Origin of the sequence: Xanthomonas indica (assembly GCF_040529045.1) — a bacterium.
GTDB classification, from domain to species: Bacteria; Pseudomonadota; Gammaproteobacteria; order Xanthomonadales; family Xanthomonadaceae; genus Xanthomonas_A; species Xanthomonas_A indica.
Map to the genome: position 1 here is coordinate 2029763 of NZ_CP131914.1, position 23199 is coordinate 2052961.

18 protein-coding genes are annotated in these 23199 nt (G+C 70.7%); 12 read left to right on the forward strand and 6 right to left on the reverse strand.

The features are described 5' to 3' along the window. Positions 1-514 precede the first annotated feature (514 nt). Complete coding sequence (gene fusA, locus Q7W82_RS08890) at positions 515-2578, forward strand: elongation factor G (RefSeq protein WP_242156515.1); 2064 nt, start codon at positions 515-517, stop codon at positions 2576-2578. A 270-nt stretch (positions 2579-2848) separates the two neighbouring features. Beyond that, positions 2849-3331: a hypothetical protein gene (locus Q7W82_RS08895; protein WP_160947672.1), complete on the forward strand. Its 483-nt coding sequence runs from the start codon at positions 2849-2851 to the stop codon at positions 3329-3331. Between the two features lie 243 nt (positions 3332-3574). Here Q7W82_RS08895 and Q7W82_RS08900 read toward each other — a convergent pair whose 3' ends face one another. After that, entirely contained in the window at positions 3575-5164 is a 1590-nt protein-coding gene (locus tag Q7W82_RS08900) for an alpha-L-arabinofuranosidase C-terminal domain-containing protein (RefSeq protein WP_242156516.1), read from the reverse strand. 372 nt (positions 5165-5536) lie between these two features. Here Q7W82_RS08900 and Q7W82_RS08905 point away from each other — a divergent pair, with 372 nt between their 5' ends. Further along, complete coding sequence (locus Q7W82_RS08905) at positions 5537-6601, forward strand: aldose epimerase family protein (RefSeq protein WP_242156517.1); 1065 nt, start codon at positions 5537-5539, stop codon at positions 6599-6601. 110 nt (positions 6602-6711) lie between these two features. Here the strand turns inward: Q7W82_RS08905 and ccsA are convergent, their stop codons facing one another. Continuing rightward, positions 6712-7506 (reverse strand): cytochrome c biogenesis protein CcsA, encoded by a 795-nt coding sequence (ccsA, locus tag Q7W82_RS08910; RefSeq protein WP_160947674.1) that lies wholly within the window; start codon positions 7504-7506, stop codon positions 6712-6714. Positions 7507-7611: 105 nt separating this feature from the next. Between ccsA and ffh the strand changes: the two genes are divergently transcribed. From ffh to rplS, 8 genes are all read left to right on the forward strand, one after another. Beyond that, positions 7612-8991, forward strand: coding sequence for a signal recognition particle protein (ffh, locus tag Q7W82_RS08915; protein WP_160947675.1), 1380 nt, complete (start codon positions 7612-7614; stop codon positions 8989-8991). Positions 8992-9082: 91 nt separating this feature from the next. Continuing rightward, on the forward strand, positions 9083-9880 hold the full coding sequence (locus Q7W82_RS08920) for a DUF2314 domain-containing protein (protein ID WP_242156518.1): 798 nt from the start codon (positions 9083-9085) through the stop codon (positions 9878-9880). Position 9881: 1 nt separating this feature from the next. Next, on the forward strand, positions 9882-10970 hold the full coding sequence (locus tag Q7W82_RS08925; protein WP_242156519.1) for a nitronate monooxygenase: 1089 nt from the start codon (positions 9882-9884) through the stop codon (positions 10968-10970). Beyond that, positions 10967-11767: an aminotransferase class IV gene (locus Q7W82_RS08930; protein WP_242156520.1), complete on the forward strand. Its 801-nt coding sequence runs from the start codon at positions 10967-10969 to the stop codon at positions 11765-11767. Before Q7W82_RS08925 ends, Q7W82_RS08930 begins: the two co-directional genes overlap by 4 nt. 171 nt (positions 11768-11938) lie before the next feature. After that, complete coding sequence (rpsP, locus tag Q7W82_RS08935; protein ID WP_010342240.1) at positions 11939-12199, forward strand: 30S ribosomal protein S16; 261 nt, start codon at positions 11939-11941, stop codon at positions 12197-12199. A 43-nt stretch (positions 12200-12242) separates the two neighbouring features. Continuing rightward, positions 12243-12755 carry a ribosome maturation factor RimM gene (gene rimM, locus Q7W82_RS08940; protein ID WP_160947679.1) on the forward strand — a complete coding sequence of 171 codons (513 nt, stop codon included), beginning with the start codon at positions 12243-12245 and terminating at the stop codon, positions 12753-12755. 72 nt (positions 12756-12827) lie between these two features. After that, complete coding sequence (trmD, locus tag Q7W82_RS08945; RefSeq protein ID WP_242156522.1) at positions 12828-13610, forward strand: tRNA (guanosine(37)-N1)-methyltransferase TrmD; 783 nt, start codon at positions 12828-12830, stop codon at positions 13608-13610. Between the two features lie 131 nt (positions 13611-13741). Then, the gene (gene rplS / locus Q7W82_RS08950) at positions 13742-14158 is read left to right on the forward strand and encodes a 50S ribosomal protein L19 (protein WP_010342237.1); all 417 of its coding nucleotides are present in this window, start codon (positions 13742-13744) and stop codon (positions 14156-14158) included. A gap of 296 nt (positions 14159-14454) precedes the next feature. Here the strand turns inward: rplS and Q7W82_RS08955 are convergent, their stop codons facing one another. Next, complete coding sequence (locus Q7W82_RS08955) at positions 14455-15915, reverse strand: MATE family efflux transporter (protein WP_242156524.1); 1461 nt, start codon at positions 15913-15915, stop codon at positions 14455-14457. Between the two features lie 222 nt (positions 15916-16137). Then, complete coding sequence (locus Q7W82_RS08960) at positions 16138-16338, reverse strand: hypothetical protein (protein ID WP_242156526.1); 201 nt, start codon at positions 16336-16338, stop codon at positions 16138-16140. Between the two features lie 66 nt (positions 16339-16404). Between Q7W82_RS08960 and Q7W82_RS08965 the strand changes: the two genes are divergently transcribed. After that, positions 16405-16812, forward strand: coding sequence for a S4 domain-containing protein (locus Q7W82_RS08965; RefSeq protein ID WP_160947682.1), 408 nt, complete (start codon positions 16405-16407; stop codon positions 16810-16812). Positions 16813-17213: 401 nt separating this feature from the next. Here the strand turns inward: Q7W82_RS08965 and katG are convergent, their stop codons facing one another. Together katG and Q7W82_RS08975 are read right to left on the reverse strand one after the other, a co-directional pair. Continuing rightward, positions 17214-19463 (reverse strand): catalase/peroxidase HPI, encoded by a 2250-nt coding sequence (gene katG / locus Q7W82_RS08970; RefSeq protein ID WP_242156527.1) that lies wholly within the window; start codon positions 19461-19463, stop codon positions 17214-17216. A 305-nt stretch (positions 19464-19768) separates the two neighbouring features. Then, positions 19769-23077 (reverse strand): AAA family ATPase, encoded by a 3309-nt coding sequence (locus Q7W82_RS08975; protein ID WP_242156528.1) that lies wholly within the window; start codon positions 23075-23077, stop codon positions 19769-19771. Positions 23078-23199: the final 122 nt, after the last annotated feature.

A 23199-nucleotide genomic window follows, 5' to 3' on the forward strand; every position in this document is an offset into this window, starting at 1 on the left:
TTCGGGGGCGGCGCGAGCGGAATGTTCCGCCCCATGGCGCCGCAGGGGCATACGGCAGTGCGCCCGTGCGCCCGTGCGGAGTCGGCATTGAGTGCATGCGCGCCAGCGTTGCACGCACCGCCTCCGAGCGTTCCAGCGGCGCCGCGCCGCCCGCATTGACCGGGCCCTCGCGCAGGTCCAGACTTGTCGCCCTCATTCGCACCCATCGTCACGCCGCCATGCCGTACGCACCGCTGCTGATATTGCCCAACGCCCTGCGCGTCAGCGCAGGCCGGGTGCGCCTGCCTGAAGGAATGGACGACGCCGTGCGCTAACGCCGGCCATCGCCGATCCGCCGCAGACAAGCACCCGATGGGTGCTTTTTTTATGCCTGTTTTTTCGCTGTTCCACCGTTCCGACACGCCAAGGAGAACGTGCCATGCACTACGCCGCCGAACCCGAACCCTAGCCGCATGCCAGCCTCGCCAACCGGGGCATGCGGCTTCCCCAGTGTTGGCAATGCGGAACCTTTCTCATGAACACGAACACCCTTTCCCGCTGGCGCAACCTCGGCATCATCGCCCACATCGACGCCGGCAAGACCACCCTCACCGAACGCCTGTTGTGGGCCGCCGGTGCGATCCATCGTCTCGGCGAAGTCCACGATGGCGCCGCCACCACCGACTTCTCGGACATCGAACGCGCGCGCGGCATCAGCATCGGCGCGGCCGCGGTGCAGGTGCAGTGGGCGCCGGCCGGGCAGCCGACGCATCGCCTGACCCTGATCGACACCCCCGGACACATCGATTTTGCGATCGAGGTGGAACGCTCGCTGCGCGTGCTCGACGGCGCGGTCGCGGTGTTCTCCGCGGTCGACGGCGTGCAGCCGCAATCCGAGACCGTGTGGCGGCAGGCACGCCGCCACGGCGTGCCGATGCTCGCGTTCGTCAACAAGATGGACCGTGCCGGCGCGTCGTTCGACGGTGTGCTGGCGCAGTTGCGCAGCAAGCTCGACGCGACGGTCTGGGCGGTCGGCGTGCCGTTGCCGGGCGACTCCGGCTTCGACGGCTGGAGCGACCTGGTCGGCGGCCGCCTGCTGACCTGGGACGACGCGGGGCAACTGCACACGCGCGCCTGGCATGCCGAGGAGGCGGCCGCGTTCGCGGAGGCGCGCGAGCAGTTGATCGCCGCGGTGGCCGAACACGACGAGGCGCTGGCGCAGGCCTATCTCGAGGAGCGCGCGATCGACGCCGAGCTGCTGCGCGGCGCCTTGCGCCGGGCCACCCTGGCCGGCGCCGGCGTGCCGGTGCTGGCCGGGTCGGCGTTCAAGCGCAAGGGCATCGAGCCGTTGCTGGACGCGATCGTCGACTGGTTGCCGTCGCCGCTGGACCGCCCGCCGGTGGCTGCACGGGCCGACGCCGACGGCGATGCCGGTGGCGAAGGCGGACACGAGACGTTGCTCGCGCCGGATCCGTCCGGCCCGCTGGCGGCGCTGGTGTTCAAGTTCGCGCATACCGCGCAGGGCCCGCTGGCGTTCGTGCGTGTGTACTCGGGCACCTTGCGCGTCGGCGACACGGTGTGGACGTCGCATGCGCGGCGTCCGCGCCGGGTCGGGCGGCTGGCGGTGGTGCAGGCGCAGCGCACCCACGACGTGGCGCAGGCCGAGGCCGGCGAGATCGTCGCCGTGCTCGGCTGGAAGGACGCGGTCAGCGGCGAGACGCTCAGCGGCGTGCAGGCGCGGTGGGTGCTGGAACGCATCCGCACGCAGCCGCCGGTGCTGGCGTGGCGGCTCGGCGCGGCCAATGCGGCCGAGCTGGTGCGGCTGGGTCAGGGCCTGGCGCGGCTGGCGCAGGAGGATCCGTCCTTCCGCGTCGACAGCGATCCGGAGACCGGCGAGGCGGTGATCTGGGGCATGGGCGAGTTGCACCTGGAGGTGATGGTGGAGCGCTTGCGCAGCGAGTGGCACGTGGACGTGCGCACCGGTGCGCCGCGCGTGGCCTACCAGGAAACGCCGCGTGCGGCCGCGCTGGGCGTGGCCGCACGGCTGTCCAAGCAGAACGGCGGCCAGGGCCAGTTCGCGCAGGTGGTGCTGGACGTGCTGCCGCGCGCGGACGGCGCGGTGACCTTCGTCGACCGCAGCCGCGGCGGCGTCGTGCCGAAGACCTTCGTCGCCGCCACCGAGAAAGGCGCGCGTGCGGCGCTGGCGCAAGGCCCGCTCGGCCATCCGGTGGTCGGTGTGGAGGTGGTGCTGGTCGATGGCCAGGCGCATGCGGTGGATTCGTCGGACCTGGCGTTCCAGCGCGCGGCGTCGGACGCGGTGAAGGCGGCGCTGGCGCAGGTCGGCACGCAGTTGCTGGAGCCGGTGATGGCGGTGGCGATCGACACGCCCGCGCACAGCGTCGGCGACGTGCTCGGCGATCTGCAGCGGCGCGAGGGACGCGTCGTGGCGATCGAAGAGCGTGGCGCCCGCGCCGAGGTCGTGGCGCAGGCGCCGCTGGCGCAACTGCAGGCCTATGCCACTGCGTTGCGCTCGCTGACCCAGGGACGGGCATCGGCGAGCATGACCTTCGACGGCTATGCGCCGGTCAAGGCCGCGTGAGCCGGATTGCCATCCGGCAATGCGGTAGGAGGACGAGGAGCCGGTTCGCCGGCTCCTCTTTTTTTAAGTGCACTACGGCCGCGCAGCCGCCAGATGGAGGCGGACGGCGCTCGGCATCCTCATCGGGCAGGCGTCAACGGTAGCTCCTGTGCGCCGCCCGCGCCCACCTGACGATGGTGTGCAACGTTCCGTTCGCCACGCCGAGGCCTGGCGCTTGCGTCGGCGCCGCGAACCGGGCTTCATAGCCGGCCCCGATCGCCGGAGCCGCCCATGCATCGCCGTCTCGCCCTCCTGACCCTGCTTGCCCTGTCGCCGGCGCTCGCCGCGGCGCAGCCGCCGGCATGCGCGACGCCGTTGCAGATGGCCGAGCGCCTGTACAAGGCGCGCGATTTCTACTGGCAACCGCAGAACCTGGACGGCTTGCTGACGCCGGCCTTCGCGCACGCGTTGCAGGCCGACCAGCGCTGCGCCGCACGCGAGGGCGTGTGCCGGCTGGACTTCGATCCGTGGACCAGCGCGCAGGACGGCGAGATCCAGGGCGCGCCGACCTTCACCCTGGTCTCGGGCGGTTCGCAGGCCACCGTGGTGGAAGTGCGCATGGACTACCGGCTCGCACTCGGCGGCCGCGCCGCGCGGGCGCGCTCGGTCAAGATCGAGTTGCAGCGCCGCGGCAACGGTTGCTGGGCGGTCAGCGACCTGGTCGCACCGGACGGGCAGTCGCTGTTCGCGCTGCTGACCGATCCGGAGGACTAGCGCGCAGAAGGTCGCGCCGCCCAGGACTCCAGCCCTCGGGTGGGAGCGGGGCGAGTGCGCCGCACGAATCGTTCTAGTTCGCCCTCACTGGCGGGGAGGTGGGGGATGCGGTGGCAGGTAGCTCTCCCTCGCGCGCGCTTTCGAGCGGTGGCGTGGGACTGGGATGGATGTGCGGCGCGACCGACCCTCACCCCAACCCCTCTCCCGGGGGAGAGGGGCTAGGAGAGTGGCAGTGGTTGGGGGCTACTGCAGCTTCAGCATCACGATCGCCTTGGCCGGCAGCGCCACCTGCAACGTATCGCCGCGCACGTGGGCGCCGTCGAACGCGGCCGGGCGCACCGCCTGCGGCTGGGCGAAGGTGTTGAGCGCGTCGATGGTCGGGGCGGTCAGGATCTGCCCAGCGACGCCGCGCGCCTGCACGCCATCGACCTGGACTGCGACGTTGGCGCTGCGGTTGGGGTCCAGATTGGTCAGCGCCACGTACACGTGCCCGTCCTTGGCCCGCACCGCCGAGCCGTGCACCGCCGGTACCGTGTAGCCGGCATGCCGGTAGTCCGGCGTCGTGATCTGCAGCGGCAGCGCGGTCGCGTCCTGGTACGGCTTGTACAGCATGAAGACGTGATAGGTCGGCGTGAGCAGCATCTTGTCGCCGTCGGTGAGGATCATCGCCTGCAGCACGTTGACCATCTGCGCGATGTTGGCCATGCGCACGCGATCGGCATGCTGGACGAAGATGTCCAGGTTGAGCGAGGCCACCAGCGCGTCGCGCAAGGTGTTCTGCTGGCGCAGGAAACCCGGGTTCACGTCCGGAAGGCCCTTGTACCAGGTGCCCCATTCGTCGACCACCAGCGCGACCTTCTTGTCCGGGTCGTACTTGTCCATGATCGCGCTGTGCTTGGTGATCAGCTCGTCCATCAGGAGGGTGCGCGACAGCGTCTCGATCCAGGCCGCCTCGTCGAAGCTGGTGGAGGAGGCGCGCGGCGGCCAGCCGCCGGGGATGGTGTAGTAGTGCAGGCTGAGGCCATCCATGAACTTGGTGGCCTCGCGCATCATCACCTCGGTCCAGTGATAGTCGGCATCGCTGGGGCCGGGTGCGATCTTCATGATCTTCTGGTCGGCCGGCGCCTTGACGAAGGTCTGGTAGCGGCGGAACACGTCGGCGGCGTACTCGGCGCGCATGTTGCCGCCGCAGCCCCATAGCTCGTTGCCGACGCCGAAGAACGGCACCTTCCACGGCGCCTGGCGGTCGTTGCGGCGGCGCTGTTCGGCCAGGGTCGAGCGGGTGGGCGCGGTCATGTATTCCACCCACTGCGCCATCTCGTCCGGCGCCGCGTCGCCGACGTTGCCGGCCACGTAGGCCTGCGTGCCGAGTAGTTCGGTGAAGTCCATGAACTCGTGGGTGCCGAAGCTGTTGGGTTCCTCCACGCCGCCCCAGTGGGTGTTGACGCTGGTCGGGCGCTGGCTGCGCGGGCCGATGCCGTCGCGCCAGTGGTACTCGTCGGCGAAGCAGCCGCCGGGCCAGCGAATGTCCGGCACGTTCAGTGCCTTCAGCGCGGCGACCACGTCGTTGCGGTAGCCGCGGGTGTTGGGAATCGTCGAGTCCGGGCCGACCCAGACGCCGCCGTAGATGCCGGTGCCCAGGTGCTCGGCGAACTGCCCGAACAGGTGGCGCGACACCGCGGGGCCAGGGCGGTCGGCACGCAAGGTGCCGCGCACCTCGACGTCGGCGGCCCGCGCCAGCGTGGCGGCCAGTGCCAGGCCGAACGTCGCGGCGATCAGCGGCAGCCGCCGCCACCGCGCCGCACGTTGCTTCAGGAAACGGGGCGAACGCATCGGGAACTCCTTGTCGGGTAGGCGCGCCGTCGCCAGCGCTGCATGGGAGTGACGGCCGGCAGGCGGCCACGACGTGGCGCCAAACCGATGCCGCATTCGGGTGGCGCAACCCCCGGCACGCGTCGCTCCGCGCCTGTCCCCGGTTGCCCCTGTCCCGAGCATAAAAGAGACGCGCAGAGCGGACCAATGTCCGAATGCGCTGCCGCCATATCCGAATTGCAATACGCGGCACCGCCCCGCGCGCAGCCCGGTCCGCGAGTGTGCGCGCTATCGCACAGCGCACGGCCGCTGCTCGCGCAGCGATGGCCGCGCCGCGCCATCGCTGGTTATGCTGCGGGCCCCGCGCATGCGCATCACCGAACAGGCTCCTGCATGTCCTCGCTCTTCGGTCATCTTCCCGACGGTACTGCCATCCAGCGCGTGGTCCTGGACAGCGGCGACGGCCTGCGTGCCGAACTGCTGACCTACGGTGGCCTGTTGCGCAGCCTGCGCCTGCGCGGCGCGCATGGCGAGACCGAGCTGGTGCTAGGCCTGCCGACGCTGCAGGACTACCTGCAGGATCCGGCCTACCTGGGCGTGCTGGTCGGGCGCTTCGGCAACCGCATCGCCGGCTCGGCCTTCACCGTCGATGGCCGGCACTACGCGGTCACCGCCAACGAGGGCGCCAATCACCTGCATGGCGGCGCGCTGGGCTTCGGCCGCCGGGTGTGGACGGTGCTGGCGCAGACCGAGCGCACGCTGCAGTTGCGCTACGACTCGCCGGCGGGCGAGGAGGGCTACCCGGGCAACGTCGCGGTGGAGGCGACCTACCGCGTCGACGGCCGCTGCCTGAGCGTCGAATTCGTCGCGCAGACCGATGCGCCGACCCCACTCAATCTCACCCATCACCCCTATTTCAACCTGGCCGGCGACGCCGCGGTGCCCGCCGCGGCGCAGTGGTTGCGGGTGCCGGCCGACCGCTACCTGCCGGTGCGCGATGCCGCGCTGTTGCCGCGTGGCGAGGTCGCCGCGGTGGCCGGCACGCCGTTCGATTTCCGCCAGGCGCGCGCCATCGCCGACAAGGACATCGCCGCCGATCCGCAACTGACGCTCAGTGCCGGCTACGACCATTGCCTGGTGCTGGCCGACGGCCACGACTGCACCGCGCTGCTGTATTCGCCGCACAGCGGCGTGGCCGTGCGCATCGCCAGCCCGATGCCGGCCGTGCAGCTGTACGAGGGCCAGGGCCTGGACCGGCAGCATCCGGCGCTGGGCCGCGGCATCTGCCTGGAGCCACAGGGCTATCCGGACGCGCCGAACCAGCCGGGCTTTCCCGATTGCATCCTGCGTCCCGGGGAGGTCTACCGCCATCGCATCGTGTACCGGTTCGCCGACGTTGGCCGCGACGCGGCGTGGGCGGCGGTGGAGGCAGCGCTGGCGGAGCAGGGCGGCGGTTGATGCTGGAGCCTTGTAGGAGCGGCTTCAGCCGCGACCGGGCACTCCCAGGAATGCCCGGTCGCGGCTGAAGCCGCTCCTACAAAAACACACGCCGCGCTAGCCTCGCCAGGCTACTGCGCGTGCCCCAGCACCAGTTCGATCACGAACTTGCTGCCGAAGAACGACAGCAGCAGGAGCACCATTGCCGCCAGGGTCCAGTGCACCGCCTTGACCCCGCGCCAGCCGTAGCGCCAGCGGCCGAACAGCAGCGCGCCGAACACGATCCACGACAGCACGCTGAGCACGGTCTTGTGCACCAGCCGCTGCGCCAGGAAATCCTGCACGAACAGCACCCCGGTCAGCAGGGTCAGGGTCAGCAGGATGAAGCCGACCACGATGGTGCGGAACAGCAGCGTCTCCAGCGCGGTCAGCGGCGGCAGCGCGCGCAGCCAGGGATGGAAGTCGCGGCGCCGCAGCGCGCGTTCCTGCAGCCACAGCATCACTGCCAGCAGGGCGGCGATGCCCAGCGTGGCGTAGGCCAGCAGCGCCAGCCAGGCATGCAGCTGCAGTCGCCAGTCCAGCACCGGCGCCGGCTCGTGGCCATAGCCGTGGTAGGCCAGCAGCAGCGCCGCCGACAGCGGGAACACCACCACGCCCAGTGCGGCCATGCGCCCGCTGGCGCCGACCAGCGTGGTCATCAGCGCCATGCCCAGGCTGACCAGCGACAGCGCGGCGAAGAAATGCATGTCCGGTCCGCCAGCGGTGTGCAGGGCGACCTGCACGTGATAGCCGGCGTGCAGCGCCACTGCCGGCAGCGCCGGCCACAGCCAGGCGCGGCTGCGGTCCACCCGGTCGCGCACCACCGCGGCGATCAGCAGGCCGGTGGCGGCCAGGTACAGCAGGGTGGCGAGGACGGTGATGAGCATCGCGGCAGTTTCGCATATCGGACAGGCCGCCGTGACGGCGGCGGCAGGGATCGGTGGCGCGCCCGGCTATAATCGACGGCCGTTTCCCGCTCGCGACCCGCCCGCATGTTCGAATCCCTCACCCAACGCCTCTCCGGCACCATGCAGCGCCTGCGCGGCCGCGGTCGCCTGACCGAGGAGAACATCCGCGAAGCCACCCGCGAAGTGCGCATCGCGCTGCTCGAGGCCGACGTCGCCCTGCCGGTGGTGCAGGCGCTGATCGAGCGCATCAAGGTGCGCGCGGTCGGCCAGGAAGTGCTCAAGAGCCTGACCCCGGGCCAGGCGTTGATCAAGGTCGTGCGCGACGAGCTGACCGCGGTGATGGGCTCGGCCGCCAGCGACCTCAACCTCAACGTGCCGGCGCCGGCGATCGTGCTGATGGCGGGCCTGCAGGGCGCGGGCAAGACCACCACGGTCGGCAAGCTGGCCAAGCACCTGAAGGAAAAGCGCAAGAAGAAGGTGATGGTGGTGTCGGCCGACGTGTACCGCCCGGCCGCGATCGAGCAGCTCAAGACCCTGGCCGAGCAGGTCGGGGTGCTGTTCTTCCCGTCCGAGGCCTCGCAGAAGCCGGTGGACATCGTTCGCGCCGCCATCGCCGACGCGCGCAAGTCCTTCGTCGACGTGCTGCTGGTGGATACCGCCGGCCGCCTGGCCATCGACGCGGCGATGATGGAGGAGATCAAGGCGCTGCATGCGGCGATCACCCCGGCCGAGACCCTGTTCGTGGTCGACGCGATGACCGGCCAGGACGCGGCCAACACCGCCAAGGCGTTCAGCGAGGCGCTGCCGTTGACCGGCGTGGTGCTGACCAAGACCGACGGCGACGCCCGTGGCGGCGCCGCGCTGAGCGTGCGCTACATCACCGGCAAGCCGATCAAGTTCATCGGCGTCGGCGAGAAGCCCGACGGCCTGGACGTGTTCCACCCCGATCGCCTGGCCAGCCGCATCCTCGACATGGGCGACGTGCTGTCGCTGGTCGAGCAGGTCGAGCACCAGGTCGACAAGGACAAGGCGCAGAAGCTGGCCGAGAAGGTCGCCAAGGGCAAGAAGTTCGACCTCAACGACATGCGCGACCAGCTCGAGCAGATGCAGAACATGGGCGGCCTGTCCGGGCTGATGGACAAGCTGCCGGGCATGGGCCAGATCCCCGACCATCTCAAGCAGCAGGTCGCCGGCAACAAGGACGTGCCGCGGATGATCGCCATCATCGGTTCGATGACCAAGAAGGAGCGGCGCAACCCGGGCTTGCTCAACGGCTCGCGCCGCGCGCGCATCGCCCGCGGCTCCGGCACCCAGCCGGCCGACGTCAACAAGCTGATGAAGCAGTATCAGCAGATGGAAAAGATGATGAGCAAGATGGCCGGCGGCGGCATGAAGGGCCTGATGCGCGGCATGAAGGGCATGCTCGGCGGCATGGGCGGCCGCGGCGGCCTGCCGTTCCGCTGAGCGCGTCCGTCGGGCGAGCCGCGCGAGGCATTGCCTGGACGGCGGCGTTGCCGTCGGACCGTGGATTTTTTTTGAAAGGGACATCACGCTGATGAGCGAGCATGCGATGTATTTCACCGGCGACGAGGACGCCGCGATGCAGGCGGCCTACATCGCCGCCCGCGGGACGTTCAAGTTCTTCTGGCGCGAACTGTCCTGGGAGTACCGGCGCATCGTGCCGGGGCTGGAAATGGCGGCGGTCAAGTTCGCATTCGCGACCGATGCCGGCGATCCCGAGGCGCCGCCGTTCGAACACATGTGGGTCGGCGACGTGCAGTTCGATGGCGAGACCGTCTCCGGCACGCTGCTCAACGATCCGCACGACATCGCGTCGCTGCAGGCCGGCGCCGAGGTGGCCTTGCCGTTCGCCGAACTGGAGGACTGGATGTACGTCATCGGCGGCAAGGTCTATGGCGGCTACACCATCGACGCGCAGCGGCGCGAGATGGCGGCCGACGAGCGCGCAGAACACGATGCGGCCTGGGGACTGGAATTCGGTCCGCCCGGGCAGGTGCAGCTGGTGCCGTCGCCGACGCAGGCGCCGGACGACGGCGCCGCCGCCGACGCGGCTGCCGAACTGTCGCTGCGCGAGCACCCGATGAGCGAGAACATTGCGCCGCGCATCGACGAGAATCTGCGCAGCCACCCCGAGGCGGTGCATGCGCGTGACGGGCAGGGCTGGACGCTGTTGCAGCGCGACGCGCTGGCCGGCAACTACCAGCCGGTGGCGTTGCTGCTGCAGCATGGCGCCGACCCGTCGCTGCGCACGCCGCAGGGACGGACGGCGCTGGAGTTGGCGCAGCACATGGGCTGGCCGCGCATCGTGCAGTTGTTGCAGCAGGCCGGCTGAGATGGTGCCGTCGCCACGCCCGGACTCCGCGGCGCAGGCGAGGGCGCTGCAGTTCTGCGAGCGCTTCGGCCTGCGCCTGCCGATCCTGCTCAGCCCCATGGCCGGCGCTTGCCCGGTGCCGCTGTCGGCCGCGGTCGCCGCGGCCGGCGGTATGGGTGCGATGGGCGCGGTGCTGTCCGCGCCGCAGGACATCGAGGCGTGGATGGATGCGTTCCGCGCCGCCGGTGGCGGGCCGGCGCAGGTCAACCTGTGGGTGCCGGATCCGCCGCCCGCGCGCGATGCCGCCGCCGAGGCCGACGTGCGCGCCTTTCTCGCTGCCTGGGGCCCGCCGGTCGCGGCGGCCGCCGGCGATGCGGCGCCGGCCGATTTCGATGCCCAGTTCGAGGCCCTGCTCGCGGCGCGCCCGGCGGTGGCCTCCTCGATCATGGGCCTGTTCCGGCCGGACCAGGTGCAGCGCCTGCAGCAGGCCGGGATCGCCTGGTTCGCCTGCGCCACCACCCTGGACGAGGCGCTGGCCGCGCAGGCCGCCGGCGCCGATGCGGTGGTCGCGCAGGGCGCCGAGGCCGGCGGCCACCGTGGCGCCTTCGCCGCGGACCGTGCCGAGCGGCAGCTGACCGGGCTGTTTGCGCTGCTGCCACGGCTGGCCGATCGTCTGCAGATCCCGGTGATCGCCGCCGGCGGCATCGGCGACGGCCGCGGCATCGCCGCCGCGCTGACCCTGGGCGCGAGCGCGGTGCAGATCGGCACCGCCTTCCTGCGTACCCCCGAGGCGGCGCTGGCGCCGGCCTGGGCGGCCGCGTTGGCCCAGGCCGAACCCGAGCAGACCACGCTGACCCGCGCCTTCTCCGGTCGCCTGGGCCGGGCGCTGGTCACCGACTACGTGCGCGCCGCCGCCGCGCCGGACGCACCGCCGCCGCGGCCGTACCCGGTACAGCGTGCGCTGACCGCGCCGATGCGCCAGGCCGCGCAGCGTGCCGACCGCCTCGCGGCGATGCAGGCCTGGGCGGGGCAGTCGGCATGGATGGCGCCGGCCGAGCCGGTGGCGGCGCTGCTGACGCGCTGGTGGGCACAGGCGCAGGCCTTGTCGTGAGCGCACAGGTTTTTCACCACGGGCAGCCTGCGCCGGCCGAGCTGCTGGCCGCGGCCGCCCTGGTGAACTATGGGCATTTCAGCACCATGCAGGTCCGCGGCGGCGGCGTACGCGGGCTCGAGCTGCATCTGCAGCGGCTGCAGCAGGCCAACGCCGCGCTGTTCGGCAGCACGTTGCCCGCCGATCGCGTGCGCGACGCACTGCGGGCGGCGCTGGCCGCGTTCGGCAGCGGCGATGCGTCGCTGCGCATCACGGTGGTCGCGCCGGCCTTCTCGTTGCGTCGGGCCGCCGACGACTGCGCGGTGGAACTGCTGGTATCGCTGGCGGAACCGGCGCAGGCCGAGGCGGCACCGCTGCGCCTGCGCAGCAGCGTGTTCGCGCGCGAGGCGCCGCAGTTCAAGCACGTCGGCACGTTCGGCGCATTCCAGCAGCGCCGCCTGGCACTGCAGGCCGGCGCCGACGATGCGTTGTTCGTGGACGCACAGGGGCAGGTGGCCGAGGGGCCGACCTGGAACCTGGGGCTGTGGGACGGGGCCTGCCTGCACTGGCCGCAGGCGCCGGCGCTGCGCGGCACCCAGCAGCGGTTGCTGCAGGCGGGCCTGGCCCAACTCGGCGTGGCGCAGCGCGAGCGGCCGCTGTTGCTGCAGGAACTCGGGGCGGACGTGGCCGCCTTCACCTGCAATGCCCGCGGGCAGCAGGCGGTGGCAGCGGTGGACGGGCGCGCGCTGCGCCCGGCCGAGGAGTTGCTGGCCCTGCTGGAGCAGGCACTGCGCACCCAGCCCTGGCAGGCGATCTAGGCGGCTCAAGAGGCATCTCGCGGCCATCGGCACCGCTTCTGGCGATCCCCAATCCCGGATCCCCAATCCCTTGCCGCGTCAGCGGCAATGACTTGGCAGCGTCGGGGACGGTCGCTATACTCGTCGGTTCACCGCGCCATCCTGGCGACTGGGCAACACCGGAAACTCACCATGGTCAAGATTCGCCTTACCCGTGGCGGCGCCAAGAAGCGCCCCTTCTACCACATCATCGTCACCGACGTGCGCAGCGCGCGCGACGGCCGCAACATCGAACGCGTCGGTTACTACAACCCGGTCGCCCAGGGCGCCGAGCCGCGCGTGGTGCTGGACCTGGCCCGCGTCGATCATTGGGTGTCCAATGGCGCGCAGCTGACCGACAAGGTGCGCAACCTGTACAAGGAAGCCACCAAGAACCAGGCCGCCGCGGCCTGATTCCGCGGGCCGCGCCGAGTGCGCGGCCCTTGCGTTTGCCCCGATGAAAGACAGCCAGCGCCGCATCCTGCTCGGTCGGGTCCTCGGCGCGTTCGGCATCCGTGGCGAGGCCAAGCTCGAGTCCTGGACCGAGCCGCGCCTCGCCATTTTCCGTTATCAGCCCTGGATCGTGCGCAAGCCCGACGGCAGCGAGAGCAGCCTCACCGGCGTGCGCGGCCGCGAATCCGGCAAGTACCTGATCGCCACGCTGCCCGAGGTCACCGACCGCGACGCGGTGGAAGCCCTGCGCGGCACCGAGATCTACGTGGCGCGCAGCAGCCTGCCGCCGCCGCGCCCGGACGAGTACTACTGGGTGGACCTGGAAGGCCTGGACGTGCGCACCGTCGACGGCGTGGCGCTGGGGCAGGTGTCGCACCTGTTCTCCACCGGCGCCAACGACGTGCTGGTGGTGCGCGGCGACCGCGAGCGGCTGGTGCCGTTCGTGCAGCCGGACTACATCAAGTCGGTGGATTTCGAGGCCAACCTGGTCGTGGTCGACTGGGACCCCGAGTTCTGAGCGATGCGGCCATGCGGCCGCTTTGGCTTTTGCTTTTCCCATTCCTCATTCCCGACTCCCATTCCCAGCCTCATGCGCATCGACGTCATCAGCCTGTTCCCCGAGTTCGTCGCCCAGTGCGCCGGGTTCGGCGTGGTCGGGCGTGCGCAGGAGCGGGCGTTGCTGGAGCTGCACGGCTGGAACCCGCGCGACTATGCCAGCGGCGGCTACCGCAAGGTCGACGACCGCCCGTTCGGCGGCGGCCCCGGCATGGTGATGATGATCGAGCCGCTGCAGGCCTGCCTTGAGGCGGTGCGCGCGGCCGATCCGCAGCCGGCGCCGCTGATCTACCTGAGCCCGCAGGGGCAGCCGCTGACCCAGGCCAAGGCCCGCGAACTGGCTGCATTGCCGCGGCTGCTGCTGCTGTGCGGGCGCTACGAAGGCGTGGACGAGCGCTTCGTCGCCGCTGCGGTGGACGAGGAGATCTCGATCGGCGACTACGTGCTGTCCGGCGGCGAACTGGCCGCGGCGGTGCTGGTGGATGCGGTGACCCGGCTGCAGGAGGGGGCGCTGAACGACGCCGAATCCGCCGCTCAGGACAGTTTCGAGGGGCCGGACGGCCTGCTCGACTGCCCGCACTACACCCATCCGCGCGAACACGCGCTGGGCGAGGTGCCGGCGGTGCTGCGTTCCGGCAATCATGCCGCGATCGCGCGCTGGCGGCGCATGCAGGCGCTGGGGCGGACCTGGCTGCGGCGCCCGGAACTGCTGGACGAGGCGGCGCTGAGTGCGGCCGACCGCCGTCTGCTGCAGGAATTCCGCCAGGAGCGGGAGGCGGCCCTGGCCGCCGAACAGGAAAATCCACCCAGGCCCTAGCCATGGCCGCCGGGCTGGGTTAAAATGCCCGGCTTTCCGGCCAGTGCGTTCCGTGCTTGGCCCATCCGATATCGCGCAATCGCCGTGCGGCGACTGCCGGACCACCTCACCAGACACAAGCGGTGCCCACCATGAGCAAGCTCAACAAGACCATCCTGGCCGACTTCGAAGCCGCCCAGATCCAGCGCAAGCTGCCGGAGTTCAACCAGGGCGACACCGTCGTCGTCAACGTCAAGGTGAAGGAAGGCAACCGCGAGCGCGTGCAGGCCTACGAAGGCGTGGTGATCGGCACCAAGAACGCCGGCCTGAACTCCTCGTTCACCGTGCGCAAGATCTCGCACGGCTACGGCGTCGAGCGCGTGTTCCAGACCCACAGCGCCACCATCGACTCGGTCGAAGTGAAGCGCCGCGGCAAGGTCCGCGCCGGCAAGCTGTACTACCTGCGCGGCCTGGAAGGCAAGGCCGCCCGCATCAAGGAAGATCTGGCCGCCGCTGCGCAGGCCAAGGTCGCGCGCCAGGCCGCTGCGGCCGCCGCCAAGGCCGAGTAATCCCGGCGACCCTCGGGTCGCTGCCGCAACGGCCGCCTTCGGGCGGCCGTTTGCGTTTGGGGGATGGCAGCATGTGCGCCGTGGCCCGTGCTGCATTCAGTCCCAGCGCTGTTTTCAACCGACGCCGCGCGCGATGCCTTCGTAGGAGCGGCTTCAGCCGCGACCAGGTATTTCCAGAGCCGCTCGCCGTCGAGCGCCTGCGTCCTTCTTGACGATGGTCGGCGGCCTGGTCGCGGCTGAAGCCGCTCCTACAAATGGGGGGATCCGACGGCAAGTCATTGCCGCCGCCCAGGCGCTCAGCGCGCCGGATCCTGCGCCACCGCCACGTCGGCGACCGGTGCCGGCGGTTGCGCCGGCACTTCCGCCGGATGCGCCACGGTTTCCGGCCGCGAGGGCGCCAGCATCCGTGCCTTGCGCCAGTTGCCCCAGCGGTAATACGCCAGCGACAGCAGCATCGCGCAGGTGGCGCTGGTCGGGAAACTCCACCACACCGCGTCCACGCCCAACTGCGGCTGCAGCAACTGGGCGAACGGCACGCGGATGCCCCACAGCGACAGCGCCAGGATCAGCAGCGGCGGGATCACCGCGCCGGTGGCGCGGACCACGCCGGAGATCACGAAGGTGACGCCGAAGAACAGGAACGACCACACCGCGATGTGGTTGAGATGGCGCGCGATCTCCAGTGCTGCGCTGTGCGGCGGCAGGAACAGCGCCAGGGTCCAGCGGTCGAACAGGATCAGCGGCGCGATCAGCGCGCCGGTCAGCAGGAAGTTGAACAGCACGCCCTTGCGCGCGGTGGCCGCGACCCGGTCCCAGCGCTGCGCGCCGACGTTCTGCGCGGCCATCGACGAGCAGGCCGCGCCGATCGCCATCGCCGGCATCTGCAGGTAGGCCCACAGCTGCAGCGCCGCGCCGTAGGCGGCGGAGGTGTCGGTGCCGTAGCCGTTGACCAGCGAGATCATCACGATCATCGCCAGCGAGATCAGCACCATCTGCAGCCCCATCGGTACGCCCTTGACGATCAGCGCGCGCAGGATCGGCAGGTCGAGCCGGAACAGCCGCGCGTCGCGGCGGCCCAGCCACAGGACGTGGCGCTTGTGGCGCAGGTACAGCAGCAACCCGGTCAGCGACACCGCCTGCGCGATCAAGGTGGCCCAGGCCGCCCCGGCGATGCCCAGCTTGGGGAACGGGCCCAGCCCGAACAGCAGCAGCGGGTTGAAGCCGATGTCCAGCACCACCGACAGCAGCAGGAAGCGGAACGGCGTGCGCGAATCGCCGGTGCCGCGCAGCGCCGCCGACAGGAACGCGAAGGTGTACAGCAGCGGCATCGCCAGGAAGATCACCCGCAGGTAGGCCTCGGCCAGCGGCAGCGACGCCGCCGGCGTGCCCATCGCCGCCAGCAGGTGCCGCGCCAGCCACCAGCCGCCGGCGGCGATCAGCACCGAGATGCCGATGAAGAAGGTGGCGCTGGTGCCCATCACCCGTCGCGCCTGGGCCACGTCGCCGCGGCCCATCGCTTGGCCGATCAGGATGGTGGCGGCCATGCCGATGCCGAACACCGAACCGATCAGGAAGAACATGATGCTGTTGGCGTTGGCCGCCGCGGTGAGCGCCGCTTCGCCCAGGTAGCGGCCGATCCAGACGGCATTGACCGAGCCGTTGAGCGACTGCGCGATGTTGCCGGCCAGGATCGGCAGCGAGAACAGCAACAACTGGCGGCCGATCGGGCCTTCGGTCAGCGTGGCGGGCTTTTGCATCGCGGGTCGGGATCGAGCGTGAGCCGGCCACACTAGCACCGACCGATGGCAGTGGGGCGATGGGCGAACCGCGGCCTGCAGCGTTCGTGCAGCAGGCGTGCATGGGCCGGGCCCTGGCCGCCTCATGACGCCTGGGCGCCATGCGCGGCGGCAGGCCCTGCTCGAGCCGTGCGTGGTCACGCGCTTGCGCCGAGGGTGGGAGCGCGCTCGCCACAGATCGCGTCATGCGCTCCTTGGGCGGGCGTGGATCGACGCGCGGACCGGCGTGTGACGATCGACCTGGGCAAGCCGCGCCCGGGCGCGCCTGCTCTCCCATTCTTCCCCGCCAACCCATTCATCCTGCAGGGACAGGTCATGGCGGGCGCCGTGCTTGTATTGACGCGACGGCATCGCCATCTGTGCGAAGAGATCAGTCGGCGCCATGGCGTCCGATCCGCATCCCCCTCTGGCTGCCTGCAACCCCAACGCAAGTGGATGTCGAGCAACGCAATGAACGAATCTGTCGTGCAAGCTGCCGCGGTGCGCCTGGATGTCTGGCTGTGGGCCGCGCGCTTCTTCAAGACCCGCAGCCTGTCTAAGCAGGCGGTGGAAACCGGCAAGGTGGACGTGGCCGGGCAGCGGCCCAAGTCCTCGCGCGCGGTGCGCGTGGGCGAACAGTTGCGCGTGCAGCGCGGCGACGAGGTGTTCGAGATCCAGGTGCTGGGCTTGAGCGACACCCGCGGCCCGGCCAGCGTGGCGCAGGCGCTGTACCAGGAGAGCGAGGCCTCGCGCGAACGCCGCGCGCAACTGCGCGCGCAGCGCAGCGCCGAGCGCAACGGCTACCAGGCCCCGGACGGCAAACCCGACAAGCGCGCCCGCCGCCTGATCCGCGCGCTCGGCGACCTGGACGCGTTGTAGCCGAGCTGGTGCCTTGCCGTGGGGCTGGCCGGCGCGCATGGGTGACGGGGTCGGCTGGGTGCGTGCACGCCGCCTGGGCTGTTGGTGCGGCGACGCTTTCGTAGTGCTGCGGTCGCGGCTGAAGCCGATCCTACGGCACGCTGACGGCACGCAGTTTATCCCTGGGGGAGCGACGTCAGTCGCGACGATCGAGGTCTGCCCGGGGTGGCCAGCAGTCGGGACTGAAGTCCCTCCCACACGTGCGATTCTGCCGTAATCGGCGACGCCGTCAGCCGCGGAACGATCCGCTGCCATCTCTGGCTCACGTCGATGCACCGCGGCCGCCACCGACACTGGCGACATCGACGGAAACGACAACGCCCCGGCGAGCGGGGCGTTGTCGTGGAGCGAACGGTGTGGCGTCAGGCGGTCAGGTCGAAGCGATCCAGCTGCATCACCTTGGTCCAGGCGGCGACGAAGTCACGCACGAACTTCTCCTGCGCGTCGGCGCTGGCGTAGACCTCGGCCACGGCGCGCAGCACCGAGTTGGAGCCGAACACCAGGTCGGCACGGGTGCCGGTCCACTTCACCGCGCCGCTGTGGCGGTCGCGGCCTTCGTAGACGTCCTTCATCTCCGAGGTCGCCTTCCACTCGGTGCCCATGTCCAGCAGGTTGGCGAAGAAGTCGTTGCTGAGCACGCCCGGGCGATCGGTGAACACGCCGTGCGCGGACTGGCCGCTGTTGGCGCCGAGCACGCGCAGGCCACCGACCAGCACGGTCATCTCCGGCGCGGTCAGGGTCAGCAACTGCGCCTTGTCGATCAGCAGCGCTTCGGCCGACAGCGCGTAACGGCGCCTGGCGTAGTTGCGGAAGCCGTCGGCGATCGGTTCCAGCACCGCGAACGACTCCACGTCGGTCTGTTCCTGCGCGGCGTCCATGCGGCCCGGCACGAACGGCACGTCGACGGTCTGCCCGGCCAGTTTGGCCGCCTGTTCCACCGCGGCGGCGCCGCCGAGCACGATCAGGTCGGCCAGCGAGATCTTCTTGCCGTCGCGCTGCGCACCGTTGAACTGCGCCTGGACGCGCTCCAGCGTGGCCAGCACCTGCGCCAACTGCGCCGGCTGGTTGACCTCCCAGTCCTTCTGCGGGGCCAGGCGGATGCGCGCGCCATTGGCGCCGCCGCGCATGTCCGAACCGCGGAAGGTGGACGCCGACGCCCAGGCGGTGGACACCAGTTGCGCCACGCTCAGCCCGGAGTCGAGCAGGGTCTGCTTGAGCGCGGCGATGTCCTGCGCGTCGACCAGCGGGTGGTCCACGGCCGGGATCGGGTCCTGCCACAGCAGTTCTTCGGCCGGCACGTCCGGGCCGAGGTAGCGCGCGCGCGGGCCCATGTCGCGGTGGGTCAGCTTGAACCAGGCGCGGGCGAAGGCATCGGCGAACTGCTGCGGGTTCTCCAGGAAGCGGCGCGAGATCTTCTCGTAAGCCGGGTCGAAGCGCAGCGCCAAGTCGGTGGTGAGCATGGTCGGCAGGTGCTTCTTCGACGAATCGTGCGCGTCCGGAATCACCGCCTCGGCGTTCTTCGCCACCCACTGGTGCGCGCCGGCCGGGCTCTTGCTCAGTTCCCAGTCGAACTTGAACAGGTGTTCGAAGAACTCGTTGGTCCACTGCGCCGGCTTGGTGGTCCAGGTGACTTCCAGGCCGCTGGTGATGGTGTCGCCGCCCTTGCCGCTGCCGAAGCTGTTGGACCAGCCCAGGCCCTGGCTCTCCAGGTCGGACGCTTCCGGCTCGGCGCCGACGTGGTCGGCCGGGCCGGCGCCATGGGTCTTGCCGAAGGTGTGGCCGCCGGCGATCAGCGCCACGGTCTCCTCGTCGTTCATGGCCATGCGGCCGAAGGTGTCGCGGATGTCCTTGGCCGCCAGCAGCGGATCGGGATTGCCGTCCGGGCCTTCCGGATTGACGTAGATCAGGCCCATCTGCACCGCGGCCAGCGGGTTCTCCAGGTCGCGGCTGTGCTGCACTTCGCTGTCGTCGTCCTTCACCAGCACGCCGTGCGCCTCGTCCACGCCCGGCGAGCCGCGCGAATAGCGTTCGTCGCCGCCAAGCCACTTGGTCTCGCGGCCCCAGTACACGTCCTGGTCGGGCTCCCAGGTGTCGGCGCGGCCGCCGGCGAAGCCGAAGGTCTTGAAGCCCATCGATTCCAGCGCGACGTTGCCGGTGAGGATCAGCAGGTCGGCCCAGGAAATGGCCTGGCCATACTTCTGCTTGATCGGCCACAGCAGGCGCCGGGCCTTGTCCAGGCTGACGTTGTCCGGCCAGCTGTTGAGCGGAGCGAAGCGCTGCTGGCCACGGCCGCCGCCGCCACGGCCGTCGCCGGTGCGGTAGGTGCCGGCGCTGTGCCAGGCCATGCGCACGAACAGCGGGCCGTAGTGGCCGAAGTCGGCCGGCCACCAGTCCTGCGAGTCGGTCATCAGTGCGTGCAGGTCGCGCTTGAGCGCGTCGAGATCGAGTTGCTTGAACGCCTTGGCGTAATCGAACTGCGGATCCAGCGGATTGGAGCGGGCCGAATGCTGGTTGAGCAGGTCCACGCGCAACTGCTTGGGCCACCAGTCGCGATTGCTGGTGCCGCTGCCGCTGGCAGCCTGGTGGAACGGGCATTTCGATTCGCTGGTCATGGGAGGCTGCCTTGATCTGGAGGAACGATATGGGGTGGCGCGACGCCGCGATCATACGGCGGCGGTACGGTGAAACTGGAGACACGATAGGCGGAAGCGGCGATCTATAGAATTCGAATTCTTCTAATCAATCGATAGTTGCTGGCTATTGCTTCGATGGCAATGCGGTAACGCGCGCGTGGTCGTCGACGGCCGCCGAGCGACGGGCCGCGTTCCGGTTGCGTGGGGGGGCCTTTGTGGCACGGACGACGCCATGCGCCACGGCCTGCCGTCTCGCACCGGGCGCAGCGCGCTGCCTGCAGCGCTCAGGCGATCGGCATCACGTCGAAATCGCCGCCCAGGACCCGTTCCAGCCGTCCGCTGCGCCAGCCGCGCACGCTGTCGCGCACCAGCGGCGAGGGCGCGATCCGGTAGCGCCGACACACGCGCAACTCGTCCTCGGCCTGTGCGGGGCGCCGTGGCTGTCCGGCCACGTCGGCAGCGACCCGGACCTGGACGGCGAGGCGGCGCAAGGCCGGTTCGTCGGCGTCCTGTTCCTGCACGTGCAGGCCGCTCTCCATTTCCAGCAGGTCCAGCGCGCCGAAGCCGCCGATGGCCAGCCACGCGTGGCCCTGCTCGGGATCCTGCCGCAGCACGTCCACGCGCATGTTGCGCTGTTCGGCCCAGGCCAGATACATCTGCAGCACGCGTTGCCACCACTGGCGCGCATCGGCGCCGTGGCGGTGCAGTTCGCTGGCGCCGATGCGCAGGTCCAGCAGCGCATCCTGCGCGCGCTGGTCCTGCAGCGCATCGCAGGCCAGCCGCAGCAGCCACAGCAATTGCGCCAGGCGTCCGACGAACCCGCCATCGGACTGTGCCGCCTGCAGCCGCGCGCGCATGCGTACCGCGCTGTTCAGGGCGCTGTCGATGCGGTCGCGGCGTTCGATGCGGTCCAGCACCTGGAAACGCCCCGGCTGCGACCAGAAATCGCGTTCGCCCATGCTGGCAAAATCGGCATCGCGCGCCTGCTGCCAGGCGTCGCTGGCCTGCAGTGCCTGCAGTGCGCTCAGCGCGGCATCCATCCGCGCCAGCGCTGCCTCGTCGGCCACGGGCGCATACACGATGTCGCGCAGGTCCAGCGGCGCGTCCGCGCGTCCCGCCGCCGATGGCGCCGGCGCCGCGGCGGGCGCGTCCGGGGCGATGAAACGGACGTCCAGGCGATCGCCGGCGCCGCGCACGAACAGGAACTGGTCCCCCTCCGGCGCGGTCTGCTCGACGATGCTGCGCGCCAGGGGGGCGAGCAGATGCTGCTCGATCGCACGCCGCAGCGGCCGCGCGCCCAGGTCCGGGGTGAAGCCGCGGTCGAGCAGGAACTCGATCGCCGACGGTTCCCATTCAACCGCCCAGGCGCGATTGCGCAGGCCGCGCCGGGTCAGCGTGCGATCCAGTTCCTTGTGCAGGATCTCGCGCATCAGCGCGCGGTCCAGCGGGTTGAACAGCACCAGACGATCGAGCCGGTTCACGAACTCGCGGCGGAACGTCTCGTACACCGCCTTTTCCACCGCGCTGCGCGAGTAGCCGCCGGCCACCGTGGCGAAGCCGGGGCCGGCGGCGCGGGCGAGCGTGGCGCCGACGTTGCTGGTGAGGATGATGATGCTGTGGCGGAAGTCCGCGGTATTGCCGTTGCGGTCGCTCAGGCGGGCGTCGTCAAAGACCTGCAGGAACAGGTCCCAGACCTTGGGGTGGGCCTTCTCGAACTCGTCCAGCAACACCACCGAGAACGGTTGTTCGCGGATGCGCGCGATCAGTGTGCGTTGCCCGGCGCTGTCGTCGCCGGTGAGCCGGTACAGCGCGTCCTCGCCCTGGAACTCGCTCATGTCCAGGCGCAGCAGGCGCTCGGGGGTGCCGAACAGGAGTTCGCCCAGCGCCTTGGCCAGCTCGGTCTTGCCGGTGCCGGTCGGGCCGGCGAACAGGAACACGCCGATCGGACGACGGCTGTCGATCAGGCCGGCCTTGAGCATGGCGATGCGGTCGAGCAGGGTCTCCACCGCCTCGTCCTGGCCGAGCACGCGCTGGCGGAAGAAGTGGCGCAGCGCGTCCAGATCCAGCCGCTGGCGATCGTCGATCACGTCCAGCGGCAGGCCGCTGCGCCGCGACACGGCCTGCAGCAGGGCTTCGTCGTCCAGCGGCAGGCGCGGCACCTCGGCGCTGGTGGCCGCCTGCAGGGTTTCCTCCAACAACCGCAGCAGCCGCCCCGGCTCGTGCTGCTCGGGGAAATACTGCGCGGCCATGCGCTCGGCCTCGGCGAGGGTGTGCGCGTCGATCACTTCCGCCTGCAGCGTCTGCTGCTGCGCCTGCGCCCACTGCGCACCGATCTGGGCCAGTGCGGCGGGTGCCGCCGGCGCCAGCGTCACCACCTCGAAGCGCGACCGCGTCGTCGGCCGTGCCACCTGCAGCTGTGCCAGCTGTTGTGGCGTGATCTCGCCGATCAGGCGCAATTCGCCGCGCTCCAGCGCCGGCATCACCAGGTCGAGGATGCCCCTCGGGTCGCGTGCATGCGCGCCCTTGTGCAGCAGGTCGTAGAAGTCCGGCGCGCGCCACAGCGCGCGCTCGCGATGCAGGACCGCGAGCATTTCGCGGATGCGGCCCTCCAGCTCGCCGATGTAGCTCTGCCCGGCGAGGATCTCTGCCGCGGTCGCCTCGAACACCCGCCAGCCTTCCGCCAGCAGGCGTTCGCTCAGCAGGTCGATCAGCACGCTCTTGCCCACACCGTGTTCGCCGACCAGCAGCACCGGTTGCGGCGGGACGGCCGTCACCAGGTCGTAGGCGCGCTGCAGCGCTGCGTCCAGCGTCGGGTGCGGCAGGCGCAGGCGCGGCGGTACCGCGGCCACGACGCGGCCGAAACCGCCCAGCACGCGTTGCTCGCGGCGCTGCGCGCGCGCCTCCTGCAGGCGCTGCAGGAAGGGATCCAGCACCGGCTCCTTGAACCGGCCGAGGATCTCGCCCAGCTTGGCCACTGCGGCATCGTCCAGGCCGTCGACATCCACCGCCCGGTCCGCCGGCGCCTTGCTCGCGGCCCAGTGCAGGTAAGCGCGCAAACGCTGCCGGAACGGGACGACGTCCCACCACCAGTCGCGCGCCTGCCGCAGCAGCACGTGCAGGTGGTCGGCATCCGGCTGCGCCTGCAGGTAGTCGAGCACGAAGTTGAGGGGATACGAGCCCAGGTGCGGCAGCAGTTCCAGCACCGGGTCGAGATCGCTGTTGCGGCGGTGCTGCAGCGCCACGGCCGCCATCGACGGCAATGCCCAGCCGGGGCTGCCGAGCGCCTCGATCACGGCCTGGTCGGAGAACGCCGGACCGGCCAGCAGCGCGGCCCCTTGCTCGAACTGCGCGACCCGCGCCAGGTCGGCGGGACTGTGGATCTGGTCGTCCAGCGCTTCCACCTGCTGGCGCAGGCGCTGCACCTGCTGTTCGGGCGCGTCGGCGAGGTCGGCGTCCTGCGCATCGGATGGGACGCTGCCGGCCGGGGCGGGATCGGGCGGGGCGGCCGAAGTCCGCGCCGAACGCGCATGCCCGAGCACGCGCGACAGCACCGCGCCCACCACGGCGCCGATGACGAACACCAAGATCTCCATGCGGCGCTCCTCAGGACCTGTCGGCGTGGGCGCGGCAGGCCGCGGGCGGGGTGCTTGGCCGGCGTGTCGACATGCGGTGGTCTCTCCTTGTGTGGGCGCGTCCACGCGCGATGGCCCGGCCG